The 24,778-nt window shown below is 32.6% G+C and carries 23 protein-coding genes and 3 tRNA genes; 2 read left to right on the forward strand and 24 right to left on the reverse strand.

Features of this window, described 5'->3' with window-relative positions:
* Positions 1–25: 25 nt before the first annotated feature.
* A complete protein-coding gene (gyrB, locus tag C7954_RS01830) occupies positions 26–1,942 on the reverse strand; it encodes a DNA topoisomerase (ATP-hydrolyzing) subunit B (protein WP_089716597.1) in 1,917 nt (638 codons plus the stop codon).
* Positions 1,943–2,085: 143 nt separating this feature from the next.
* Here gyrB and gyrA point away from each other — a divergent pair, with 143 nt between their 5' ends.
* Entirely contained in the window at positions 2,086–4,470 is a 2,385-nt protein-coding gene (gene gyrA, locus C7954_RS01835; protein WP_134058568.1) for a DNA gyrase subunit A, read from the forward strand.
* A 72-nt stretch (positions 4,471–4,542) separates the two neighbouring features.
* Here gyrA and C7954_RS01840 read toward each other — a convergent pair whose 3' ends face one another.
* The 23 genes from C7954_RS01840 to C7954_RS01950 all read right to left on the reverse strand — a co-directional run bounded on the left by C7954_RS01840 (position 4,543) and on the right by C7954_RS01950 (position 23,007).
* A complete protein-coding gene (locus tag C7954_RS01840) occupies positions 4,543–5,133 on the reverse strand; it encodes a cell wall hydrolase (protein WP_073155429.1) in 591 nt (196 codons plus the stop codon).
* Positions 5,134–5,205: 72 nt separating this feature from the next.
* The gene (locus C7954_RS01845; protein ID WP_073155432.1) at positions 5,206–5,934 is read right to left on the reverse strand and encodes an S-layer homology domain-containing protein; all 729 of its coding nucleotides are present in this window, start codon (positions 5,932–5,934) and stop codon (positions 5,206–5,208) included.
* Entirely contained in the window at positions 5,935–7,929 is a 1,995-nt protein-coding gene (locus C7954_RS01850; RefSeq protein ID WP_089722761.1) for a COG1361 family protein, read from the reverse strand.
* Positions 7,930–7,935: 6 nt separating this feature from the next.
* Positions 7,936–8,868, reverse strand: a complete 933-nt coding sequence (locus C7954_RS01855) for an energy transducer TonB (protein ID WP_134058571.1) — start codon at positions 8,866–8,868, stop codon at positions 7,936–7,938.
* Between the two features lie 15 nt (positions 8,869–8,883).
* Positions 8,884–9,288, reverse strand: coding sequence for an ExbD/TolR family protein (locus tag C7954_RS01860; RefSeq protein ID WP_073155435.1), 405 nt, complete (start codon positions 9,286–9,288; stop codon positions 8,884–8,886).
* Entirely contained in the window at positions 9,269–9,928 is a 660-nt protein-coding gene (locus C7954_RS01865; RefSeq protein ID WP_223174529.1) for a MotA/TolQ/ExbB proton channel family protein, read from the reverse strand. Before C7954_RS01865 ends, C7954_RS01860 begins: the two co-directional genes overlap by 20 nt.
* Before the next feature lie 94 nt (positions 9,929–10,022).
* Positions 10,023–11,423 (reverse strand): sensor histidine kinase, encoded by a 1,401-nt coding sequence (locus C7954_RS01870; protein ID WP_073155442.1) that lies wholly within the window; start codon positions 11,421–11,423, stop codon positions 10,023–10,025.
* A complete protein-coding gene (locus tag C7954_RS01875; RefSeq protein ID WP_073155445.1) occupies positions 11,423–12,100 on the reverse strand; it encodes a response regulator transcription factor in 678 nt (225 codons plus the stop codon). The genes C7954_RS01870 and C7954_RS01875 overlap by 1 nt, the downstream gene beginning before the upstream one ends.
* A 148-nt stretch (positions 12,101–12,248) precedes the next feature.
* The gene (locus C7954_RS01880) at positions 12,249–12,509 is read right to left on the reverse strand and encodes a stage V sporulation protein S (protein WP_073155447.1); all 261 of its coding nucleotides are present in this window, start codon (positions 12,507–12,509) and stop codon (positions 12,249–12,251) included.
* A 96-nt stretch (positions 12,510–12,605) separates the two neighbouring features.
* Positions 12,606–13,382, reverse strand: a complete 777-nt coding sequence (locus C7954_RS01885; protein ID WP_073155450.1) for a TIGR00282 family metallophosphoesterase — start codon at positions 13,380–13,382, stop codon at positions 12,606–12,608.
* Between the two features lie 83 nt (positions 13,383–13,465).
* On the reverse strand, positions 13,466–15,010 hold the full coding sequence (rny, locus tag C7954_RS01890; RefSeq protein ID WP_073155453.1) for a ribonuclease Y: 1,545 nt from the start codon (positions 15,008–15,010) through the stop codon (positions 13,466–13,468).
* A gap of 142 nt (positions 15,011–15,152) precedes the next feature.
* Entirely contained in the window at positions 15,153–15,614 is a 462-nt protein-coding gene (locus C7954_RS01895; RefSeq protein ID WP_073155455.1) for a regulatory protein RecX, read from the reverse strand.
* 6 nt (positions 15,615–15,620) lie between these two features.
* The gene (gene recA, locus C7954_RS01900; protein WP_073155458.1) at positions 15,621–16,664 is read right to left on the reverse strand and encodes a recombinase RecA; all 1,044 of its coding nucleotides are present in this window, start codon (positions 16,662–16,664) and stop codon (positions 15,621–15,623) included.
* A gap of 94 nt (positions 16,665–16,758) precedes the next feature.
* Positions 16,759–17,301, reverse strand: a complete 543-nt coding sequence (thpR, locus tag C7954_RS01905) for an RNA 2',3'-cyclic phosphodiesterase (RefSeq protein ID WP_073155461.1) — start codon at positions 17,299–17,301, stop codon at positions 16,759–16,761.
* Between the two features lie 12 nt (positions 17,302–17,313).
* Positions 17,314–18,519, reverse strand: a complete 1,206-nt coding sequence (locus C7954_RS01910; RefSeq protein ID WP_073155464.1) for a tetratricopeptide repeat protein — start codon at positions 18,517–18,519, stop codon at positions 17,314–17,316.
* The gene (locus C7954_RS01915) at positions 18,512–19,765 is read right to left on the reverse strand and encodes a competence/damage-inducible protein A (protein ID WP_134058574.1); all 1,254 of its coding nucleotides are present in this window, start codon (positions 19,763–19,765) and stop codon (positions 18,512–18,514) included. The genes C7954_RS01910 and C7954_RS01915 overlap by 8 nt, the downstream gene beginning before the upstream one ends.
* A gap of 87 nt (positions 19,766–19,852) precedes the next feature.
* Positions 19,853–20,293, reverse strand: a complete 441-nt coding sequence (locus C7954_RS01920) for a phosphatidylglycerophosphatase A family protein (protein ID WP_089716601.1) — start codon at positions 20,291–20,293, stop codon at positions 19,853–19,855.
* A gap of 11 nt (positions 20,294–20,304) precedes the next feature.
* The gene (gene pgsA, locus C7954_RS01925; protein WP_089722739.1) at positions 20,305–20,835 is read right to left on the reverse strand and encodes a CDP-diacylglycerol--glycerol-3-phosphate 3-phosphatidyltransferase; all 531 of its coding nucleotides are present in this window, start codon (positions 20,833–20,835) and stop codon (positions 20,305–20,307) included.
* On the reverse strand, positions 20,822–22,156 hold the full coding sequence (gene rimO, locus C7954_RS01930; protein ID WP_073155476.1) for a 30S ribosomal protein S12 methylthiotransferase RimO: 1,335 nt from the start codon (positions 22,154–22,156) through the stop codon (positions 20,822–20,824). The genes pgsA and rimO overlap by 14 nt, the downstream gene beginning before the upstream one ends.
* A gap of 101 nt (positions 22,157–22,257) precedes the next feature.
* Positions 22,258–22,334, reverse strand: a tRNA-Pro gene (locus tag C7954_RS01935).
* A gap of 60 nt (positions 22,335–22,394) precedes the next feature.
* The gene (locus C7954_RS01940) at positions 22,395–22,688 is read right to left on the reverse strand and encodes a DUF2103 domain-containing protein (RefSeq protein WP_073155479.1); all 294 of its coding nucleotides are present in this window, start codon (positions 22,686–22,688) and stop codon (positions 22,395–22,397) included.
* Between the two features lie 150 nt (positions 22,689–22,838).
* Positions 22,839–22,914, reverse strand: a tRNA-Thr gene (locus tag C7954_RS01945).
* A 17-nt stretch (positions 22,915–22,931) separates the two neighbouring features.
* A tRNA-Trp gene (locus tag C7954_RS01950) sits at positions 22,932–23,007 on the reverse strand.
* Positions 23,008–23,345: 338 nt separating this feature from the next.
* Between C7954_RS01950 and C7954_RS01955 the strand changes: the two genes are divergently transcribed.
* Entirely contained in the window at positions 23,346–24,749 is a 1,404-nt protein-coding gene (locus tag C7954_RS01955; RefSeq protein ID WP_073155483.1) for a dihydrolipoyl dehydrogenase family protein, read from the forward strand.
* Positions 24,750–24,778: the final 29 nt, after the last annotated feature.

Below are 24,778 nucleotides of genomic sequence, written 5' to 3' on the forward strand. Positions count from 1 at the left end.
ACCACCTTATTCAACCGGTTGATTCTTAAACATCGATAGTTTGAGCAAGTTCTGCATTATTAAAGATAAATTCTTTTCTGAGAGAAGCATTGGAACCCATTAAGCGGGTAAAAATATCGTCTGCCTCAATATCGTCATCAATTTCTACTTTCTGCAGGACTCTATTTTCAGGGTCCATGGTTGTTTTCCAGAGCTGATCTGGATTCATCTCCCCAAGTCCCTTATATCTCTGCAGTGAAAAACTGCTGCCCTTATTTTCTGCTCTAAAATTTTCTAATTCCTGATCACTGTATAAATAATGACTTTTACCTCTTTTAGTCACCTTATATAAAGGCGGTTTAGCCAGATAGATATGACCATTTTCAATTAATTTCGGCATGTAGCGATAAAACAAGGTTAAGATTAAGGTTGCAATATGAGCACCATCAACATCGGCATCAGTCATAATAATTATTTTATGATAACGCAACCTTTTTAAATCAAAATCTTCTCCAATTCCAGCTCCTAAAGCTGTTATAATTGAAGCGACCTCATTATTATTTAAAATTTTATCAAGTCTGGCCCGTTCTACATTTAAAATCTTACCCTTTAGGGGTAAAATAGCTTGAAATTTTCTTTCTCTTCCCTGTTTAGCTGAACCACCAGCAGAATCCCCTTCAACTATGAACAATTCACTTTTTTCAGCCTCTTTACTGCTGCAGTCAGCTAGTTTACCAGGCAGTGAATTAGAAGAAAGAGCAGTTTTTCTTTTAGTAAGTTCTCTCGCTTTTTTGGAAGCTTTACGTGCCCTCACAGCCTGGACTGCTTTATCGATGATTTTCTTAGCAAGTTCAGGATTTGTATCAAAATACAAACTTAAATATTCATAGACTTCGCTTTCTACTATACTGCGTATCTCACTATTACCCAGTTTAGTTTTAGTCTGGCCTTCAAACTGAGGCTCAGGTAGTTTTACATTAATGATTGCGGTAATTCCTTCGCGAACATCTTTGCCATTTAAAGAAGAAATTTTAGCAGGAAGCTGGTTATTATTTTTAGCAAAAGTATTTATTGCTCTGGTCAAAGCAGTTTTAAAACCTGTTAGGTGATAACCACCATCAATAGTATTAATATTATTGGCATAAGAGAAAATACGTTCATTATACCCATCATTATATTGAACTGCAATTTCCACTTCATAATCATCATGTTTTGAGTCAAAATAAATAATATCATCGTTGAGTACATTTCGATCTTTATTTAAAAATTCAACAAAAGCTTTAATTCCACCATCATATTGAAATTCTTCTTCTACAACCTCTTTTCCCCGCTCATCTCTTAAAATAAGAGTTAGCTCTTTATTTAAATAAGCAGATTCCTGCAGCCGGTGAGCTAGATTTTCATATTTAAACTCCTCAGCTGTAAAAATCTCGGGATCTGGTTTAAAACGAATTATCGTACCAGTACGGTCACTACTTCCAATTTTCTTTAATTTATCAACAGGTTTTCCTTTTTGATAATGCTGCTGATATTTATTTCCCTTCCAGTGGGTGGTGATAGTTAATTTTGAAGAAAGTGCATTTACTACTGAGACACCAACACCATGAAGTCCTCCAGAAACTTTATAACTATTATTATTAAACTTACCACCAGCATGAAGAGTAGTTAAAACAACTTCTACTGCAGGTAAACCAGTATCTTTGTGAATATCAGCTGGAATACCCCGGCCAAAGTCCTCAACACTAATTTCTTCACCTTCATGAATAGTAACCTTGATTTGGTCACCATTTCCAGCCAAAAATTCATCTATACTGTTATCTACTACTTCCCAGACAAGATGATGTAAACCTCTAATTCCTGTACTACCAATATACATCCCCGGTCTTTTACGAACTGCTTCAAGACCTTTTAATACCTGTATCTGATCAGCGTTATAATCTACATTATTAAAAAGTGTATCCATGATTCTTCACCATCCTCCATTTCCTTATTATAACAAAGAGATCTTGAGAATGCCAGTCTTTAGGCTTTTAAATTTGCAAATTCTATGATAAGAATGATATTATAAATTAGCAGAATAAGATTAAATTTGAGAGGAGATAGATAATGAAAGAAGAAATTTATCCAATCGCAATAGAAGATAAAATGAAAGATGCATATTTGAATTATTCACTAAGTGTAATCATTGGTAGAGCTTTACCAGATGTTAGGGATGGTTTAAAACCTGTCCATAGACGTATACTTTTTGCAGCCAGAGAATTAGGTTTGCTTCACAATAGACCCCATAAAAAATCAGCTCGTTTGGTTGGTGAGGTTTTAGGTAAATTTCACCCCCATGGAGATAGTGCTGTTTATGAGGCAATGGTGAGGATGGCTCAGGATTTCAATCAGCGTTATCAGCTAATTGATGGCCAGGGTAACTATGGCTCAATTGATGGTGATAGTGCTGCTGCAATGCGTTATACAGAAACTAAACTGACAGAAATTGCAGAAGCTCTCTTAGATAATATAGACGAAAAAACCGTTAATTTTATTGATAATTTTGACGGGAGTCTGCAGGAGCCTGAGGTTTTACCTTCGAAAATACCTAATCTCTTAGTAAATGGCTCCAGTGGGATTGCAGTTGGGATGAGCACATCTATTCCTCCCCACAATTTAAATGAAGTTATAGATGCTTTAATCCACCTTCTGGACTATCCTAATGCCAAACTGGATACAATAATAAAAAATCATCTCCCAGGTCCTGATTTTCCAACCGGAGCAATGATTGTCGGTGATGATGGAATCAAATCAGCTTATGAAACTGGTAAAGGGAAAATAACTTTAAGAGCTAAAAGTAAAATTGAAAAAGAAAGTCGATATAAAAAATTAATTATCACTGAAATTCCTTATCAGGTCAATAAAGCTAAACTTATTGAAGAAATAGCAGAACTGGTTAATAAGGGTAAAATAAGTGAAGTCTCTGATTTAAGAGATGAATCTGATAAAGAAGGAATTAGAATAGTAATTGAATTGAAAAGTAATGCTGATACCGAATTAATTTTAAATAGGTTATATAAATATACTTCACTACAGAATAATTTTAGAATTAATTTGCTGGCTTTAAATAACAAAAAACCAGTAGTTATGGGTCTTTTAGAAATTTTAGATCACTTTTTAAACTTCCGAAAAGAGGTAATTAGAAAACATACTAAATATAATTTAGATAAATCAGAAAATCGTTACCATATTTTAGAAGGCCTTAAAAGAGCAATTGATGAACTTGATGTAGTAATTCAGGTTATTCGAAATTCTGAATCCAAACAAGAAGCAAAAGAAAAATTGATGCAGGAGCTTGATATCTCTGAAAAGCAGGCACAATCTATTTTAGAAATGCAGCTGCAGCGTTTGGTAGGAATGGAATTTGAAAAATTAGAGGCTGAGCGTAAAGACTTAGCTGAAAAAATTAAGTATTATAAAAATATCTTAAATAATCAAGATGTTTTAAATACTGTTCTCAGAGATGAATTAAAAGATATCAAAAAGCGTTTTGGTGATGCAAGAAGAACAGAAATTATAAGTGATGACAGTAAAGCAGAAATTACCAAAGATGATTTGATAAAAGAAAAAAATGCTGTTCTATCTCTTTCCTATCGAGGTATTATTAAAAGAAATGAAGAATATAAGAACCTGCGGGCAGCTAAAAATGACTATTTGATTTCAACTATTGAAGGATCTTCACTTGATCAGCTCCTCTTTTTCAGTGATCATGGAGAAGTCTACAATTTACAGGTCCATGACATTGAGGAACATCACGGCCTGGCTACCGGAGATAATCTAAGTAAATATGTTCAAATACCGATTAAAGAAAATATAATTTCATTCAGTATTTTGGCTAAAGAGGAGCTAGAAAGCAGCGATGAGTTTTACACTTTTGTTACCGAAAAAGGTTTGATTAAAAGGAGTATTGTAGATGAATATAGAACTAATTATAGTCATATAAGAGCGATTAAATTGGATGATGATCAGGTTTTAAATGTTGAAAAAACAGATGAGCAGCAGGACCTATTTGTGGTTAGTAAAAATGGATATATTATTCGCTTTAGTGGTGACAGTTTCTCAACTACTGGACGTAATACTCTTGGAAGCAGGGCAATTAATTTAGCTAAGAATGATAAAGTTATCTACTTTAATACCTTTGCTGCCGATCATTATTTGGTATCTATTTCTGAAGATGGTCGAGCTAATAAAATTAAATTAAGTAATTTTAGAGCCCAGAAAAGGAACGGTAAGGGAATCAGAATTTTTTCCAATACAAAATATAAGTTAGCAGGTGCTGTAAAAGCAGCTCAAACTGATAAAATATTAATAGCTGCCAAAAACGGAGAAATCAATGAAATAAATGTTAAGGATATACCAGAAACTTCTCCAGGTGGAAATATGTATCAAGTAACTCAAAATTTAGAGTTTGAAAAAATTATGGCTGTTGAAAAAATCATTGAAATAAAATAAATAAAAAAAGAAACCTTCAGCTTAGTTTAATATTACCAGGCTGAAGGTTTCTTTTTATGAAAAAAATCTCTTTTATTTTAAAAAGACATGATTATCAATTGTAACCATCTTTGTTCTGCCGGCAAAAAAATCGGGATTTCTGGATTTTTTAGGATTATAGAAATATAAACTTCCCTGACTTGGATCCATACCACCAGCTGCATCATAAGCAGCTTTAAAAGCATCACTGCTTGGAGATAGATTGATCATCCCATTTTCTACAGGAGTAAATTGTCCTGACTGATAAACAACCCCCTCAATTGAATTTGGAAATGAAGGATGGTAGACTCTATTGATTATTACAGCTCCTACTGCAACCTTCCCCTCATAGCTTTCTCCTCTTGCCTCTGCATTAATTATACTAGCCAGTATCTCCATTTCATCAGCACTGAAGCTCTTATAACCATAAAAGTTATCCTGAGCAGCTGCCTGCTTGTTATCATTACCACTTCCCAAAACAACCATTAAAAACATAATACCTAGACCGGTATAGATATCTTCTTTCTCAATTGAAGAAGCTTTAACTTCAGCAGCAGAAGGCATTATAAATGGTATAAATATTGTATTCAATATTATAATTAAAGTTAACAAAACTATAACCTTTTTTAAATGACGCTTCTCCATATACATTCTCCTTTATCTAATTTAACTTGTATATTTAAGAATTGATTTTAACTAATTATATTTTTTATGTCTTTACAGCAGCAGTGCTAATAATGCTAAACCACCAATAATATAACCAGTATTAAGAGAACCACCATCAGCTTCTGCTTTAGCTGCTTTTTCTCCTTCTAAAACTGCTATTCTATTTTCAAGCTCTTCAATTCTAGTCATATTTACACTCTGATTGTCTTCAAGCTCCTGCAGTTTTTGACCAGAAAGGCCTTCGGCTTTTAAAGCGGCTAATTCTTTTTCTAAAGCTGCAATTTGACCGTCTATTTTTTTAACACTTGCTTCTAAATTAGGTACTTTTTGCACATCTTCGTTCATTTCTGCTATTTCTACATTTAAATTAGCAATATCCTCATTCTGAATCTGATTTGTATCTTCTAAATTATTTAATCTTTCTTCAAAGTTTTTCTGTCTTTCAGCAACAGTAACCAGCTCATCTCTAAACTCTAGAGATAACTCTCTAATAACATCAACATCTTCTTCGCTTAAGTCTTGAGAGCCTGCTGCTCCTCCAACTGTGTTTTCTAAAATATTTGCTATTATCTCTGCCATTTCATATCTGGTTAGTGGTTTCTCACCATTAAAATCTTCGCCAGAGTAAAGGCTTAAATATCCCCGTTCGGCTAAAGTCTGAACACTATCATAAGCCCAGTGATCACGAGGAACATCATCAAATTGCTGTGCATAAACACCAATACTAAAAATTAAAACAAACAACACTGTTAAAGAAATTACTTTTTTGTAGTTAAACATTTAATTTTCCTCCTCAATAATATTTCGCTGTTCAATTTGAAATTGTTCTCCAGTTCCAGTTACTGCTTCTAAATTATTAATACTAATACTGCCAGGATTCTCATTTTTCAATTTAAAGTGAAGAGTCGCAATTACCCCATTAGCTTTGTTAAAAGGAAATTCTTGGTCAAAGATAACCTTACCAGGCTCTGATTTATCAGGTCTGTTAAATGGTAATAAGTTATTGTCTCTAACAAAGAAATCACCTCTAGAAATATGAGTTAGCAGCAGATTGTTGCTGTTATAATTAAGCTCAAATGACAAATTTTCTACTTCTGAAATATTTGCAGCCAAAATATCAACAGCATAATAATCTTTATCCTGCTGGCCCATAGTTTCTTTAAGTAAAATCAAGGGTTTTAATTCTGGTAAACTAATTTCTTCAACTATTGTTTTTTGATAGTTATTGATACCAGTCACTTTTAAAGCAAATGGTAAGGTACCATCTACTCTTAAAGCCTCAATAGCCCAATTAATATTAATATTTTCTCCATCTCTTAACATGCCTAGATGTTTTTTGCTTTTTTCCTGACTGGCTGTCACTAAGCCAGGAGGTAAGATCAGTTCTGCTTCAACACCATACAGAGATGTTTCTCCAGAATTATTAATTTCAGCCTGAATTCTAAATGGATTAGGCTCCAGTCTACCGTCAACAGATTGAACATCTTCCATTAAAGTAATACTTGCATTCAACTCAGGTGGTCCTAAAAATCTTACTCTTCTTTCAACTTCATTTGAATCAGTATTATCTGCACCAACTATTACTCTATAAGTCATATTTTCAGGTAAATTATTTATATTATCTACACTAATATTCCAAGTTGTTTGTGAGATATCACCTGGTTCCATATCGCCAAGGTTTCTGCTTACCTCATCAGCCTTAAAATTATTAGGTAATTCAATTTTCAAAGAAACATTGCGGGCATTAATTTCAGATGTATTTTCCAAATAAGCTACTACCGGGAAGCTCTGATTATTGTTGTCTAAAGTGACTTCAGCCGGTGAGGTTACACCTAAAGATAAAATACCAGGCACTATAGTAATTCCACCAAGTCCATATTTAGTAATATATGTTTTACTGTCTCCTGGCTCGATTATTTCTGGGACCCAATACATAGCAATTGCACTATCAATCTCATACTCACCTTTACGTATAAATTCCTGACCGGGATTAAAATCAAAATCCCAGACACCATCTGCTAAACTTCCCCAATCTGAAAAATAAACTCGATCAGGTGTACTGACATCAGCGCCAATAAATGATCCCTGAGAAGTTACCTGTGGATTTGATACACTATCAAATGCCTGCCAAAAATCATCCAGCTGTTTATCATAATATAATTTATCTTGTGAAATTGTGGCTTCACCCAATCTAAATGGAGCACCATCATTTTCACCTAACATTGTATCGAGCATTATTCTTAAACCAACTTTTTCAGATTCTTCCCCCTCATTAATAACCCTATATTGTATTTGAGCACTATCGGCAAGGCCGGTTGTTGAACTTTTGACTATAGTTAAAATTTGTTCAACAACAATGTTATTAAATCTGGTCTTAGTAACTATTCGATTACCCTCAACTGTTGGCTCCTGAATGACTTCACCGTATCTAGCATTTTTACCGGCCCTTCTTTCAGTTGAGCCGCCAAATACATATTTTTGATCATTAATCCAGAGAGATGTATAGGAAGTCCAGGGATTAGGACGACCATAAATTAAGGGTTTATTATCATCATTTTCTCTAGCAGGAGCACCGCCAGTAGTTTCAACGGCAAATCTCCCCTGAGAATTTTTGTTTTGATTAACAACAATTACTATATATTCATTACCAAAACGAAGATTATTATGCTCATCTTCATTTTTAAAAAAATTATTCTGTGCTGCTGCATTAAAGCTTAGAGTTAAAATTAACAGCAGTGAAATAAAAGCTATATTTATATATCTATATTTTTTCATTAACAATTACTCACCTCCGGCAATAAAATCAACCTGACCAATATCTACTTCTACCTGACTGTTATCAGATTGGTCAATATAATATCTTACTGAAACAGGAATCTTATAAGCTTGTTGGTATTCCTTGAACTTCCAGCCGTGTTCTAAGGTCAGCTGGGCTACTCTATCCATAGAATCATAACCTGAAGATTCTACAATTTCAATATCTTCCACATTACCTCCTGGTGAGATTCTAACCATTAAACTAACAGTACCTTCAGAACGACTACCAACTAAATCCTTAGGAAATGTTGGAGGTTCTATCAGTCCAATTAAGTCACCTGAGGTTGGTGGGGGTGGTGGTGGAGGTGCAGATTCTTCCTCTTGTACTGCAGCAGAATCAATATTTTCTTCTACAGCTTCATTTTCTGATTCTGATTCTGATTCTGAAATTTCTTGCTGAACTACCTCAACTTCACTTTCGCTTTCCTCACTGGCTATAACTTCTTCCTCAGGTTTTTTTACTTCAGGTTCTGGCTCAGAAGCTGGCTCAGGTTCTTCGATAACTTCTGGTTTTGGCTCAGATTCTTCAGCTGCTTCAATTTCTTCTATTTTCTCTTCAACAATTTCTGGCTCAGGTTCTGGTTCTGGTTCAGTAATTTCTTCTACTGGTTCTTCTGGAATTGGCTCTTTTTCTGGTTCTTCAACTTCTTCAATCTCTTCCAACTCTTCTTCATCTGGATCTTCAGTTAATTCTGCCTCTTCCACTGCATTTTCTGTTTCAATAGGAGAGGGTTGATAATCAACCATCTGAACATAACCGTAATCATTTAATTCGCTCTCACTTTGAGCACTACCGTGCAGAAAACCAATAGGGAGAAAATAGATAACTAAAAGATGTAAAACAATTGAAATACTTATATAAAGCAGTAATTTTCTGTCGTCATTATTATTAGGCATAAATTCACCATCCCATTAACTACCTTCTTTTTCTGCTGCTAATGCCAATCTTGTTATGCCAACATTCCGCATACCATCCATCAGCGAAACTACATTTTCATAACGAGTATTTTTATCAGCACTAATTACAATAGTTAAGTTATTGTTTTCATTATTTGCAACTTCTGCTTCCGAAATAATTTGATTTAAGGCTAAAGATTGATCTTCATAATAATAATTACCTTCTTCATCAATTTGAACTATAAAGTTTTGACTGCTTTGTTCAGTAGCAGTCACAGCTTTTGGCAGCTGCATTTCAATACCTTCAGGAGTAGTTCTAAAAGTAGTGAAAAGCATAAAAAATACTAAAAGAAAAAATATAACATCAATCATTGGAATTATATTAATTGAACTTTTTTTCTTAAGAGTAGTTTTGAACATCACTTTCACCTCTATTACTGCCTACCACATCAACAATTTCTACCATGTTTAAGTTCATTTGATGGGCTCTTCTTTCTACCTTATGGGCAAAATAAGAGTAGAATATAGCAGTCGGAATGGCAATAATTAATCCAAGAGCAGTACTTATTAAAGCTGCAGCAATACCAGAACTAATCTGAGCTGGATTTGCTGCTCCTGCTGCTGTACCAAGAATATTGAAACTGCTTATTATTCCTATAACTGTACCTAACAGACCAAGCAGTGGTGAAATCATTGCAATAACATCTAAAATAGGTAGATGTCTTTCCATTTTTTTGATTTCATCTTCTCCAACAGCTTGTAAAACTTCTCTTAAACGAGAGGGGTTTTCACTGTTATGAGCCAAAGCAGCTGACAACAATTTAGCGTTTGTTCCTTTTTTACCTTTTAATTCATTTAAAGCACTTAAAATATCCCCTTCTTCAACTAAAATCTCTATTCTTTTAATTAACCTCACATTATTATCATTGTTTCTATAAAAGAAAATTGCTTTTTCAATTATTACAGCTAGACTGAATACCGATGCAATCAAAAGCGGTATAGTCATTGGTCCACCAAGTGTTAATAAATTCCAAATACGGTTAAAATCCAATCCTATCACTCCTCTTAAATCAATAATATAATAATTAATCTTATGATTAATTCTCTGCTAATTTTTTTATTCAATATAAATAATATTTTTCCTTTAATTTAATCTAGGCAGCTGGAAAAATGAGTTTAAAGACTGTTCCGCCAGCTTCATTTTCAACTACAATTTTTCCTTGATGAGCATCCATTAACTCTTTGACTACTGCGAGTCCAATACCGGTACCCTGATTACTCGAATTTCTTGATTTATCTGCCCTGTAAAATCTTTCGAAAATATAAGGTAGATCCTTGTCGCTAATTCCAACTCCACTGTCTCTAATAGCTATAGTTAATTTCTCTTGATCAGCTGAACTTTCAACTTCAATTTTTCCGTTAACAACATTATATTTAATTGCATTTTCTATAATATTATTAAAAATTTGAAATAAACTATCTTTATCACCTTTAATATACAAGTTTGCATCCAATTTCAATTTCAGTTTAATATTTTTTTTATTTAAAAAATTATGGTGCTGTTTAATTACCTTTTTGATAATTGTATTTAAATTTACTTTTTCCTCAGTCAAATTAAATATTTTATTCTGAGCATTAGCAAATTCATTTAATTTTTCAATTAAAATAGTCATTCGCTGACTTTCTTCCTGCATTTCTTTGATGGTTTCCTGATCAGCTTCCATTTTTCCATCTTCTATTGCTTCAAGATAACCCTTAATCGTTGTTAAAGGAGTTCTTAATTCGTGAGCTAAATCAGAAGTAGATTCTTTTCTTATTTTTTCTAATTTATGCAGTTTTCTGCTCATTAAATTAAAAGCATCTATTAGTTCTGCTAATTCGTCATCTCCTTTGCCTTCAATATTCTGCTGATAATTCCCTTGCGCAACTGCCAGAGCTGCATTTTTAACTTTGATTAAGGGACTTGTAATCTTTTTTGATAAAATAAAAGAAAGACCTATTATTAAAATAGTAACAAAAAACGCACTAAAAATTATTGCTCGATAAATATTGTTTTTAAAATAACTGTATAACTCTGAATCAAGCTGATTTTCTCCACTGACTTCTTTCCAGTGTAGGGTTAATACTTTTTCTCCATCTACAATAATATCCTTTTCTTTGTTTTGGCCGGGAAAATCATCCGGAAGCTGCCGCATCATATTCATATGATGCATTCGGCTTTCATTGTTCATGCCCATTCTTCTCATCATATTAAACATCTGATTATTCTGAGCTGGAAAATATATAAATTCTCCCTTACTATCCTCAACCCAAATTGGAATTCTATTTGTACGGCTGAAATTTTCAACTAAAGATCTAATACTGCTGAAATTATTGTTATTAAAATTTTCCCCAATCATTTCTGCAAGTTCACTGATGTTTTCTTCCCGCTGCAGATTAATAAAATTATCAAATCTTTCTCCGATAGAAAAATTTATAAAAATACCAACTAATAAAAGAGAAAAAATTACCAGAATCAAAAATATTATAAATAACTTTTTCCCAAGCTTTGACATTAAATATCACCTATAAATTTATATCCGGCTCCATAAACAGTGACAATATATTGATCTTTTTCAAGATCTAATTTTTTTCTAATATTTTTAATGTGAACATCAATGGTTCTATCAAAACCACTGAATTCTAGCCCCATAACTTTATCTGCCAGCTGTTCTCTGCTTAAAACCTGCTCGGAATTGTTAATCAAAGTCATTAATATTTTAAACTCTGTATTTGTTAACTCGCAATCATTATTATTTTTTCTGACTATCATTTCTTCTGGATAAATTTTATATTCCCCATTATTTAAGCTGATTATATCTGCCCTCTCTTTATTCTGGCTGCGCCTTAAAATGGCTTTAACTCTCATTAATAGTTCGCGGGGGCTAAATGGTTTACTTAAATAATCGTCTGCTCCATAATTGAATCCATCAATTTTATCTTCTTCACTGCTTTTAGCTGTCAGCATAATTATTGCAACATCAGAAATTTGTCTAATTTTCTGACAGACTTCCTCCCCACTGACTTTAGGCAGCATTAGATCTAAAATAATTAAATCAATTTCATTATTTTTAAAAATATTCAGGGCTTTTTCGCCATCTTCTGCTTCTAAAATAGAATAATCATCTTTAAGATAGCTTTTTATAATTTTTCTGATTTTAGCTTCATCTTCTACAACTAATATTTTTTCCATTTTGACACCCCAAAAGATTCTTGATATTTAAAACAAATGAAAATCCCTAGCTATTATCTATTATATAACTTAAACCCCATAGAATACAAGTTAAAATAAGATTAAAAAAGAAAAATCTGCCCACCAAAATGGCAGACAGATAATTGATTTATCTTGGTTCTACAATTAATTTTATCGCTGTTCTTTCTTCTCCGTCAATTTCTATATCTGTGAAAGCAGGAATACAGATCAAATCAATACCACTTGGAGCTACAAAGCCTCTTGCAATTGCTACTGCCTTTACACCTTGATTAAGAGCTCCCGCACCAATAGCCTGTAGTTCGGCATTCCCTTGTTCTCTTAAAACACCGGCTAGAGCTCCAGCAACTTTGTTAGGACTAGAATTAGATGATACTTTTAATATTTCCATCTTCGTCTATTACCTCCTTGATTTGCTAATATATTATCTCCTTCTATATAATATATTATCCATAAATTAAATAAATTCCTGCTTTTTTATAAAAAATTATAAATTATTTTTCTTTATTTCCATGATTTGCTTCATCTGATTATTTTGATCATCTATTTTTAATAAAACTGCTTCTATTTTCACCTTGCCTTTGCCTACCTCATAGCTAACCGGCAGCGATGTCTTCATTTTCTCAACCATTTTGTCCGGCTTCATACCTAAGATTGAATCTACAGCTCCAGTTAAACCTGCATCAGTGATATAAGCAGTCCCTTCAGGAAAAATTTGAGCATCATTTGTCTGAACATGGGTATGAGTTCCAATTACAGCCGAAGCCATTCCATCTACAGCCCGGGCAAATGCCATTTTTTCTCCCGTGGCTTCTGCATGAAAATCAACTAAAATGATATCAGAATCTTTGATTTTGGGATACAGCTCAATAAATTTATGATAGGGAGAATCATTGTTACCCATATATACCTGTCCGATTAAATTTACAACAGTAATTTTTTTATTATTAATTTCTACTGTCTGCCAACCTCTGCCAGGATTATTATCAGGAAAATTTAAAGGTCTAATTAAATTAGGATCCTGATCAATAAATTTAAAGATATCTCTATTATCCCAGGTATGATTTCCCATAGTAAAAAAATCTATCCCATAGCCATACAGTTCTTCAGCTACCTTTTTAGTCATTCCAAAACCACCGGCTGAATTTTCACCATTTGCAATTATAAAGTCTAGTTTATGTTCTTTTTTTAATTTTTCTAAAAAAAATCTAACAGCACGTCTTCCAGCTCTTCCAACTATATCTCCAACAAATAAAATATTCATTTTAACTCTCCCACTTAAATTTATTGTAAAATTTATAAAAGGCTCCTCAAAGAGGAGCCTATTAATTTCAGAATTAGTTATTTTTATTTAGCATAATCTACCACTCTGGTTTCACGAATTATAACAACTTTGATCTGTCCAGGGTAGTCGAGATTTTTTTCAATCTTTTTAGTAATATCTCTAACCATTTTTGTGCTTGCAATATCATTGATCTTATCAGGCTCAACAATTACTCTAATTTCACGTCCTGCCTGTATTGCATATGCTTTTTCTACACCTTCAAAGGACTCACCAATTTCTTCTAACTCTTCAAGTCTCTTAATATAAGACTCTAATGTTTCTTTTCTAGCTCCAGGTCTTGCAGCTGAAATCGCGTCAGCAGCAGCTACTAAAACAGCTTCTACTGATTTGAACTCAACATCATTATGATGAGCTTCAATTGTATGAATTACCTTTTCACTTTCACCATGTTTCCTTGCAGTTTCTACACCAAGTTCAACATGAGTACCTTCCATATCATGATCTATTGCTTTACCGATGTCATGGAGTAAACCTCCACGTCTTGCAAGTGCAACATCAGCTCCTAACTCAGCAGCCATAATGCTTGCCAAATAGGACACTTCAATTGCGTGTTGTAATACATTTTGTCCATAACTTGTTCTAAACTTCAATCTTCCTAATAACTTAACTAATTCAGGATTTAAACCATGAACTCCTGTATCGAAGGTTGCCTGTTCACCAATTTCTTTAATATGCTGATCTAATTCTTTCTCAGCTTTTTCAACCATTTCCTCTATACGAGCTGGATGAATTCGACCATCAACAATTAGCTTTTCTAAAGCAATTCTTGCAATTTCGCGTCTGATAGGATCAAAACCAGAAATAACAACTGCTTCAGGGGTATCATCGATAATTAAATCAATCCCTGTTAAGCTTTCTAAAGTCCTGATGTTTCTTCCTTCACGACCTATGATTCTACCTTTCATATCATCATTTGGAAGATTAACAACAGACACAGTTGATTCTGTTACATGATCAGCCGCAGATCTCTGTATTGCAAGAGATATTATCTCTCTAGCTTTTTTCTCAGATTCTTCTTTAGCCTGAGCTTCTTTTTCTTTAATCAGCTTAGCATATTCATGATCAAGTTCAGATTCTACTTTATTTAAAAGATATTCTCTGGCCTCATTTTCTGAGAAGCTAGATATTCTTTCTAATTTCTCTTTCTGTTCCTTCTTTATTTCTTCAATTTCCCCTTCAGCCTTAGTCAAATTCTTATCTCGATCTTTAATACTCTGTTCTTTTCGTTCTAAATTTTCAGATTTGCGATCAAGATTTTCTTCTTTGTGCATCAGTCTATTTTCTAACTTCTGCAGTTCATCTCTTCTTTTTTGACTTTCTTTATTTGCTTCTTCTCGAATTTGATGAGCTTCTTCTTTAGCTTCAAGAGTAATTTCCTTCTTTTTCGCCTTTGCATCTCTTTCTGCATCTTGGATAATCTTCTCTGCTTCTTGTTCTGCAGACTGCATACGTGCTTTCGCAATATATTTTCGAATTAAATACCCAATTACAATCCCGAGAGGTAGGGCAATTATAAAATAAAACACACCTCCATTAATAATATTCACCCCCTGTCTATATTCAGTTTTTTTAATTTTTTATTTACATTTTCTAATAATATTTTAACTTTTTTATTGGCTTATGTCAAGAAAATAGTGCATTCTGGAATAAAAAGGAAAAAGCCTGCAGATACAGGCTTCTGTTAAAAATTTATTTATCTGTTACTTGGTAAATTAAATCATAGCTAAATCCTTTATTTGCCAAATAATTTTTTAATTTATAGCTGGAGCTATCTTCTTCAGTTCTCCGCCGCAGCCATTTATCTTTAAGATATTCAGCCATCTCTAATTCTTCCTGATTGCTGAGATATTGATTCAGTGCATTATTTATAATTCTCTGGTTTAAACCTTTATTTTTTAATTCTTTATAGATCAACTTGCGGCCGCGTGGATGATGTTTTTTGCGGGATCGAATCCACATTTCAGCAAAGCGTTCTTCATTTAGATAGTCTTTTTCTAAAAGAAAATCAACTACTGCTTTTATAATTTCTTCTTCAAAATCTTTTTTCCTTAATCGATCTTCAATTTCTTTGATTGTTCTTTCACGATAGCTCAGCAGTTTGAATGCTTTATTTCGGGCCTGAGAAAATTTTTCTTTGTCTATTTGATCCATTTAAAATTATTCCTCTTCCTTTTCTTTCTTATCTTCACTTTCTTCTACATCTTCGCCTTCAACCAGGCCAACTTTAACCCTGATCTTATTATCTATTTCTTCCATGACTTCGGGATTATCACGCAGAAACTCTTTTGAATTTTCTCTACCCTGACCAAGTCGGACATCTCCATATGAATACCAGGAGCCCGCTCTATCTACAATACCTGTCTCTTCAGCCATATCAAGAATACATCCCGATTGAGAAATACCTGTACCATACATAATATCAAACTGACAATTTCTGAAAGGAGCAGCAACCTTATTTTTTACAACCTTAACCTTAGCTGTACTACCAATCAATTTATCTCCATCTTTAATAGTCTGTGACCTTCTCATTTCTATTCTAACAGAAGAATAAAATTTAAGTGCACGACCACCTGGAGTTGTTTCTGGATTACCAAACATTACTCCAATTTTTTCTCGAATCTGATTAATAAAAACTACAGCTGCTTTTGACTTACTGATAGCCCCTGATAATTTACGCATAGCCTGTGACATTAATCTTGCCTGTAGACCCATATGAGAATCTCCCATATCACCTTCTAATTCTGCTTTTGGCACTAGAGCAGCAACTGAGTCAATAACAACCAAATCAACTGCATTACTGCGGACAAGGGCTTCTCCAATTTCTAAAGCTTCTTCCCCACTATCGGGCTGTGAAATTAAAAGATTATCAATATTAACTCCCAAATTTTTTGCATATTTTGGATCAAGGGCATGTTCGGCATCAATAAAAGCAGCTATCCCATCCAGTTTCTGAGCTTCGGCTATAATATGCAAAGCTAAAGTTGTTTTACCTGATGATTCGTTACCATATAATTCAATTATTCTTCCTTTTGGAATACCACCTATGCCTAGCGCTAAGTCTAGCGGTAAAGCTCCTGTAGGAATCGCTTCTACATTTAATTTCTGTGAATCTCCCAATCTCATAATTGAGCCTTTACCAAATTGTTTTTCTATTCGATTAATCGCCTTATCAAGCGCTTTTTCTTTATCACTAGTTGCCAAGTTTATCTTCCTCCCCAAATTTATTTTAACTGCAATTTTTGTCTTTAAATATATTATAGAACAAATGTTTAATGAATGCAAGCTTTAATTTCTATTAAATGGAAATTAATTTAATATATTCCGAACCCTCTGGCTTCAAGTTGCTCTGGTAAAGGGTAACAGCCTTAATTTCTGCAAAAATATTAATAAAATTAGGGTCTCTAAATTTATCATTGATTTTTAAAGGTCCATTTTTTGATCTACCCAAAGTTAAATGGGGAATGAAATTTCTATCACTTTTAGCAAAACCATACTTTTTTAATTCAGCTTCTAAATTTTGATGAAGATTTTTTAAAAAATCTTCACCTTCATCAACAGCTAAATATAGAACCTTTGCTCTTTCCAAATCTGGAAAAGCATCAATTTTATTAAAATTAATATATCTATTTTTGCTTATAAATTCAATGTTTTTTAAGGCTTCAATTAGCTTATTTTTTTCAGCTTCTGAGCTCTCACCAATAAATTTCAGAGTTAAATGCCATTGATCTTTATTAACCCATTTAAAATGAGATTTTAAGTCAGTTTTTATTAAATCAAGTTTTTTATCAATTAAATTTTTACTTCTACTGTTGATATCAACCGCTATAAAAAGTCGCATATCTGACACCCTTTAATTATTAATACCCAATTCAGTTTCAACCTCATCTAATAATTTCCTTGCATCCTGATAATTATCATTAATATGCAGAGCTTTTCTTAACTCAGCCCTGGCAGCTTCTAACATATCTGCTCGATAATAAGCTAAGCCTAAATAATAACGACTTTCTGTATACTCAAGATTTTTTTCAACTGCAAGTGAAAATCGAGAAATGGCTCTATAATTTTCTTCTCTTTCAAGATGAATTCTACCTTCTGCTAAATAGGCCTGAACATAATTATTATTATATTTAAGTGATTGACTGTAATAATTTAGAGCCTGATCAAAATTGCCTCGTTTTTTTTCAATCTGTCCTAACAAATAATAACCATAATAAGAATTAGAATTAATTTTAACAGCCTTTTTTAAAGCAGATTCTGCCTCATCATAGTTTCCTAATTTTAGATAACTCTCACCTAAACCAATATAATATGGTGCAAAATCATCTCTCATTTTAATTCCCTGTTTAAAAATAGATACTGCTGAATTATAATTCTCAATTTTTTGATATAAATTACCCAGATTCAAATATAATGAAGATTGAGATCCGTTTAATTCTAAGGCAGATTCATAATATTTTACAGCTTGATTTAAGTTCTCATTTTCTTCTTCAATTCTAGCAAGATTTAAATAATCAACTGCAGTTGGTTTATTATTAATTATTTTCTGGTATAATTCTTTGGCTTTATTCAAATCATTATTTTCCAGATAAACATAAGCTAAATCACGTTTAAACTGAATATCTTGAACTCCAAGTTCTTCTGCAGTTTTTAAATACTTTAAAGCTTCCTCAAAATCTGCACTATCAAATTGATTGTTCTTATTTAAATAAAGTTCTCCAACCCGCCAATTTAATTTTCCACTTTGATAACCCAGCTCATTCATTCTTTTTAAATAGTTAACAGCTTTAACAGACTGATTCCTATTAACAGCTGTCATCGTTGAATAATATAAGACACTAAATTTTAAACCTTCATCCAGCTTTTTGTTCTCAATTAAATTATTAAATTTTTCTTCTGCCAGAGCATAATTACCCTGATTGTAATCATTTAAAGCTTCTGTAAAAATTTCTGAAGCTGTCGGCTCTGCTTCTACTGCTTCCTCCTGAGCTAAAATAGGACCTGCAAATGAAATTAGCAGTACTAGAATTAATGTTATATTAATAAGTTTTTTAAACATTATTTTCCTCTCTTTCTCTAATGAGTTTATAAATTTCCAAAAGGGCAATTTGAGATGTATAAAAACGATTCATTTTTCTACCATAATTCTTTAAAATTTTAAAAGTTTTTATTTCACCTTGATAATAAAGAGCTAAATACATTGTTCCGGCATTTTTGCCATTATGATCTGAGGGACCAGCTGCTCCTGTTGAGGCAAGAACAAAATCAGTTTTAAAGATTTCTGCTGCATTTTCTGCCATTTTGATTGCACATTCTTCACTAACAACACCATATTTCTTTAAAAATTCGGAATCAATATTTAATAAGTTCTCTTTTATTTTTTTATTATAGGCAACTATAGAGCCCCAAAAATATTGGGAACTGCCTCCTTTTTCTGTTAACCGCTCAGCAATCAAACCTCCAGTAAAAGATTCAGCAGTAGCAATACTTAAATTTTTAGAAATTAATATTTTATGAACTTTAGATAAAATATCTTCTCCATCTTCTCCATAAATATGATTTTCAAAATTACTTTTGATTTTTTTGGAAGCTTCGTTGATGATTTCTCTTTTTAAGTTTTGATCATTTATTTTGCTGCTGTCAATTTTAAGTCTCAGCTTAACCTCTGCTCTGCCGGCCTGATAACTAATTTCTAAAGCTGAATTAAGTTCTAATTTTTCTATTTCTGCTGCAAGTGTTGATTCTCCAATGCCAATAAAATTGAATTCTTTAATTAATAAACTGTTTTTGGTCAGATTTACCAGCTGAGATTTAATTTTATTTTTAAATAAATACTTTAGTTCAGATGGAACTCCTGGTAATAAATAAAATCTTTTATTATCAATTTCTATTTTTAAGGCAGGAGCTGTACCCCTGTTATTTTCAATAATCTCCGCCCCGGTTGGAAAATATGCCTGAGATAGATTATTTGAAGTCATATCAGATTGATAATTACAAAAAATATCTTTCAACCGGTTTTCAATTTCTTCAGAATAATGAAGTTCTAAATTCATTGCTTCTGCAAAAGCTTCTTTAGTTTGATCATCTTTAGTAGGTCCCAGCCCACCTGTAATAAAAATCAAATCTGCATTTTTTGCAGCCTTTTCAATAGTCTGCTTAATTTTTTCTTTTTCATCACCACAAACACAAATATTTTCTATTTTAAAACCTAAATCATTTAAATTTTTAGCTAAGAATTTTGAGTTGCTGTCTTGTACAAGTCCACTAATCAATTCTGATCCAGTTGCTACTATTGCTGTTCTCAATATTTCCACCTCTTATTAATTATACCATTTTAGACAAAAAAAATCGACCCTCTAAAGATCGATTGAATTAGAATCAGATTAAAATAATTAAATTAAAAACAAAATTATTTTCAAAATGATTAATGTAGTTAAACCGGCTAATATATCATCCAACATGACACCCCAACCTGACGGCAGAGTCTGGACTTTATCTATTAACCAGGGTTTAGTTATATCGAAAATTCTAAATAAAACAAAAGCTCCAATTAAAACTGGTGTGGTTAAGGGCAAAGTGTAATAAGCTAATAATTGTCCGGCCATTTCATCAATTACAATTTTACTGTCATCTTTGATTCCTGTCTGTCTTTCTTCAAAATTAGCAACTGCAACTCCCCCGAGTGAAAGAGCAGATATTAAATAGATGTTATTCAAAATTGGAAAAGCAAAAACAAGCACAACCATTAAAAGTGAACCCCAGGTCCCAGGTGCATAAGGAAGATGACCGCTATAAAAACCGGTTGCTAGAAAATGATTTATTTTTTTTAGCATAAATTCCTCCCTTAAGAATAATCAACCTTGGCTCCGGCAAAATAAGTGTAACCAGAATAGATTGTAATTAATACTGTTAACCAAACTAATCCTTCAGTTAAAATAAAGGGTAAATTAAATATTTTAGGATTAATAATTAAAGCAATAGCTGTTATCATCTGAATAGTGGTTTTAGTTTTACCCCAGATATTTGCTGGAATAACTGAACCCTGATCAGCCGCAACTACTCTTAAACCTGTAACTGCTAGTTCTCTTGCCACGATAATCAATAAAGGCCAGGTTGAAAGAACTCCAATTTCAACAAAAGCAGTAAAAACACCGATAATTAACATTTTGTCTGCCAGGGGGTCAAGAATTTTTCCTAAAGTAGTTATTAAGTCATATTTTCTAGCATAATAGCCGTCATATTTATCGGTCAAAGCTGCTAGAACAAATACAACCAGAGCTGCAATGCTTGATGTCAAATTATTAAGCAGCAGCAGATAAATGATTATTGGAACCAGTAAAATTCTTAAAGTCGATAATTTATTAGGCATGTTCATCTTTAATCTCTCCTATTAAATCATAATGGAAGGCCTCTTTTATTACAGCCTGATAAATCTCTCCAATCTGAAGTTCCTTACCTTCAATTGGAATATAAATTTGATTATCTATCTCTGGTGAATCATAACGAGACCGAGCTAAATAATTATCCTGATCCTGATCTTCTATGATCACTTCAATTGTTTTACCAACCAGCTCTTTGTTTTTAGCTAAGGAAATTTCTTGCTGCAGCTGCATAATCTCTTCTTTTCTTTCGGATTTAATATTTTCCAGTACCCTCGGCTCAAAATTGTAGGCTGCTGTTCCTTCTTCTCTAGAAAATTCGAATACACCGAGTCTGTCAAATTTATGTTTTTTTACAAATGATTTGAGCTGTTCAAAATCCTCTTCACTCTCTCCAGGAAAACCTGTGATTAAAGAAGTTCTAAGTTTAGCATCAGGAATTTTATTTCTAATCTTATTTATAATATTAGCGATATCTTTTTCATTTCCTTTACGATTCATTAATTTTCTTATTTTTTCTGAAGAATGCTGGATCGGTAAATCAAAATAATTACATATTTTATCTTTTTTAGCAAAAACTTCAATTAATTCTTCTGTGATAAATTCAGGATAACTATATAAAACCCTTATCCATTTAATATCTTCAATCTCTGCCAGCTGTTTTAAAAGTGGTGCCAGAGCAGAACGACCATAAATATCAACTCCATATTGAGTTGTGTCCTGAGCAATAATAATTAGCTCCTTAATCCCCGATTCAGCAATTTTTTCTGCTTCAGCTTTAACATCTGCGATTGACCTACTTTTAACTCTACCCCTGATTTGAGGGATACTGCAGTAAGTGCAGTTATTATTACAGCCTTCAGCAATTTTTAGATAAGCATAAACCTCATTATCAAGTTCTCTGGGTAGGGTTGAACTATAATTAAATCCAGCTTCTTCTATCCCACCAGTTTCTTTTCCCTCTAGACTTTCTTTGATAACAGATGCTATCTCATCAAAGTTTGAAATTCCTAATATTGCATCAATTTCTGGAATATCTTTTTTTAATTCTTCGCTATAGCGTTGGGTTAAACAACCAGTAACAATTACTGATTTGCAGTTATACCTTTCCTTATATGAAAGTGCTGTTAAAATTGTTTCAATTGATTCCTCTTTAGCGTCCTGAATAAAACCACAGGTGTTAATTATAATAACTTCTGCTTCTTTGAAATCATCAATATATTTAAAATCTTTTTCTCCTCTTAAAAAACCGTTCATATGCTGACTGTCTACTTCGTTTTTAGGACAGCCTAAGGTCATTAAAGAATATTTTATCATTTTTACTCCTTTATATTGTCATAATTTAAAAACAAAATCATTAAATTCCAATTTTTTTCTCTATAACTACAAAAAAGCCCTTTCAGGGCTTTATTACAAAATGGTCGGGCTATCCGGATTTGAACCGGAGACCTCTACACCCCCAGTGTAGCGCGCTACCAAGCTGCGCCATAGCCCGTTATCAACAAGAAATATTATATATAAATTAAGTCTTTTTGTCAAATAACTTTAAACTTCTTTATTTAATATAATCCAGCTTTTTTAAATATTCCATTGTTTTATCAGGATAATCAGTTACCACAAAGATCTCCTGCAGGGAGGAACTGTTTTTAGCAATTAATTTAATCCCACTCTGAGTATTATACTTTAATCTAATATAAGCGGGTGTTCCACTACCCTTTCTTCTACTAATTCGACCAGGTATTATACTTTTAATCAATTTAGAAAGTGCAATATCCTCTAATAAAGGTAATATATCTTCAATAATTGTATGTTCCTGTTTGATCTTATTATGCCTGTACTTATTAGCCATTTGATCACATCCTCAGTTAATTATAACATTGATAGATTAATGCTGCAAATACAGGCGATAACTTCTCTTAATTTAGCCTATCACCTTTATTTGAGTTTAAATTTATTTGGCAAAAAAAAAGAAAGCCAAAAGTGACTTTCTTAAATTCAATGGAGCTGATGACCAGACTTGAACTGGTAACCTGCTCATTACAAGTGAGCTGCTCTACCAATTGAGCTACATCAGCATATTATAAATTTAAAATGGCAGGGGAGACAGGAATTGAACCTGCAACCAATGGATTTGGAGTCCACTACTCTGCCAGTTGAGCTACTCCCCTAAGAAGAGGCGTTTTTCAATCAAGCAATAATTATTATAATAAAGTTCTAAGGATAGGTCAAGTCTTATTTTCGGTATTATTTGATATTAGCTTAGTTTAATCTTATTTTACTTTAAAATACTTTATTTTATACATAATCTCATTATATTTTATTTGATTTATTATTAAAAAATTCTAATAATAGAATTTTTCTCCTTTATTTTCCTTTTCTATGTAAACTCTGATACATTTCGTGTTTTTTACACTAAATGTTCTAAATTAACTTGATATTTTATTAATTATGTATTATCATTTATATCGTAAAAGCTAAATATATTGTTATAAGAGGTGGTTTAATAATGGAAAAATATGATTTGATTGTTATTGGAATGGGTCCTGCAGGAATGGCAGTAACTGCTATGGCAGCAAATATGGGTTTAGATATTCTCGCAATTGAAAAACATAAAGTTGGGGGAGAATGTTTGAATTACGGCTGTGTTCCAAGTAAGGCTTTATTAAAAGCGGGAGAAGTTAATGAAGTAACTGAGAATTTTAAAGAGTTTGGAATTAAATTCTCAGGTAAAACAGAAATTGATAATCCTTTAGAAATTGTAAGAGAAAAAGTAAATGAAATTAGTGGTAATAAAACAATGAAGGCTTTTGAAAGAGCAAAACTCATTGTTGATCAAGGGGAAGCAAAGTTTGTTGATAAAAAGGTTGTTGAAGTTGATGGTAAGCAGTATACAGCTGATAAGATATTTATCGCTACTGGTACTGAACCTTTAATTCCACCAATTCCTGGCTTAAAAGATGTTCCCCGTCTAACAAATTTAAATATTTTTGCTCAGACTAATATACCGGAAAAACTAACTATTATTGGTGGTGGAGCAATTGGATCTGAGATGGCCCAGGCTTTTTCCAGATTAGGTTCAGAAGTTAATATGTTCCAAATTGACGATCATTTAGTACCTATCGGTGATGAAGAAGCAGGTCGAGTTCTGGAAGATAAATTCAAAAAAGAAGGTATTGGTGTATATAACAGCACAGCAATCAATAAAGTTGAAGAAAAAGATGGAAAAATTATTATTCATACTGATGCTGGTGTTTTTGAATCAGATAAAATATTAGTAGCTACCGGAAGAAAAGCTGTTTTAGAACCATTAAACCTCGATCAGGCTGGTATTAAATACGATAAGACCGGAATTAAAATCAATAAGAAATTAGAAACAAATATAAAGGGAGTTTATGCTGTAGGAGATTGTAATGGTAAGGCTCTTCTCTCTCATGCTGCAATGCATCAGGGAATGTTAGCTTTAATGAATGCTATCAATCCAACTCCTATCAAGCAGTTTAAATATGATGACTTCCTTGTTCCCTGGTCTGTATTTACCAAACCAGAAATTGCTCAGGCAGGTATTACTGAAAAAGAAGCTAAAGAAAAAGGAATAGACTATCAGATAGTTAAAGAAAAATATGAGGATTATGGAAGAACCATTGCTGATGGTAAGCCTGAAGGTTTTGTTAAGGTAATAACCAACAGCAAAGGTAAAATCTATGGTGCTACAATTGTTGGTGAGCAGGCAAGTGAGTTAATTCATGAATGGGTTCTAGCAATCCAGCATAATATTTCAATGTTTGATATTATGGTGACACAGCACTCTTTCCCAACAATTTCACTGATGAATAAACGAGTTGCTGAAAAGTGGATGATGAATAAAACTAATTCAGGTATGGTTCCTAAATTAGCTAAGAAGTTTATTTAAGAATCATCTAAAAAAATATATTAATAAAT

Source organism: Halanaerobium congolense, from assembly GCF_004366375.1.
Lineage (GTDB): Bacteria > Bacillota > Halanaerobiia > Halanaerobiales > Halanaerobiaceae > Halanaerobium > Halanaerobium congolense.

Bases quoted from the DNA above. Each gene is read 5' to 3' on its own strand.
- gyrB (WP_089716597.1), bottom strand. From the start codon at position 1,942: ATGGATACACTTTTTAATAATGTAGATTATAACGCTGATCAGATACAG.
- gyrA (WP_134058568.1), top strand. From the start codon at position 2,086: ATGAAAGAAGAAATTTATCCAATCGCAATAGAAGATAAAATGAAAGAT.
- C7954_RS01840 (WP_073155429.1), bottom strand. From the start codon at position 5,133: ATGGAGAAGCGTCATTTAAAAAAGGTTATAGTTTTGTTAACTTTAATT.
- C7954_RS01845 (WP_073155432.1), bottom strand. From the start codon at position 5,934: ATGTTTAACTACAAAAAAGTAATTTCTTTAACAGTGTTGTTTGTTTTA.
- C7954_RS01850 (WP_089722761.1), bottom strand. From the start codon at position 7,929: ATGAAAAAATATAGATATATAAATATAGCTTTTATTTCACTGCTGTTA.
- C7954_RS01855 (WP_134058571.1), bottom strand. From the start codon at position 8,868: ATGCCTAATAATAATGACGACAGAAAATTACTGCTTTATATAAGTATT.
- C7954_RS01860 (WP_073155435.1), bottom strand. From the start codon at position 9,288: ATGTTCAAAACTACTCTTAAGAAAAAAAGTTCAATTAATATAATTCCA.
- C7954_RS01870 (WP_073155442.1), bottom strand. From the start codon at position 11,423: ATGTCAAAGCTTGGGAAAAAGTTATTTATAATATTTTTGATTCTGGTA.
- C7954_RS01875 (WP_073155445.1), bottom strand. From the start codon at position 12,100: ATGGAAAAAATATTAGTTGTAGAAGATGAAGCTAAAATCAGAAAAATT.
- C7954_RS01880 (WP_073155447.1), bottom strand. From the start codon at position 12,509: ATGGAAATATTAAAAGTATCATCTAATTCTAGTCCTAACAAAGTTGCT.
- C7954_RS01885 (WP_073155450.1), bottom strand. From the start codon at position 13,382: ATGAATATTTTATTTGTTGGAGATATAGTTGGAAGAGCTGGAAGACGT.
- C7954_RS01895 (WP_073155455.1), bottom strand. From the start codon at position 15,614: ATGGATCAAATAGACAAAGAAAAATTTTCTCAGGCCCGAAATAAAGCA.
- thpR (WP_073155461.1), bottom strand. From the start codon at position 17,301: ATGCGACTTTTTATAGCGGTTGATATCAACAGTAGAAGTAAAAATTTA.
- C7954_RS01910 (WP_073155464.1), bottom strand. From the start codon at position 18,519: ATGTTTAAAAAACTTATTAATATAACATTAATTCTAGTACTGCTAATT.
- C7954_RS01920 (WP_089716601.1), bottom strand. From the start codon at position 20,293: ATGCTAAAAAAAATAAATCATTTTCTAGCAACCGGTTTTTATAGCGGT.
- pgsA (WP_089722739.1), bottom strand. From the start codon at position 20,835: ATGAACATGCCTAATAAATTATCGACTTTAAGAATTTTACTGGTTCCA.
- rimO (WP_073155476.1), bottom strand. From the start codon at position 22,156: ATGATAAAATATTCTTTAATGACCTTAGGCTGTCCTAAAAACGAAGTA.
- C7954_RS01940 (WP_073155479.1), bottom strand. From the start codon at position 22,688: ATGGCTAATAAGTACAGGCATAATAAGATCAAACAGGAACATACAATT.
- C7954_RS01955 (WP_073155483.1), top strand. From the start codon at position 23,346: ATGGAAAAATATGATTTGATTGTTATTGGAATGGGTCCTGCAGGAATG.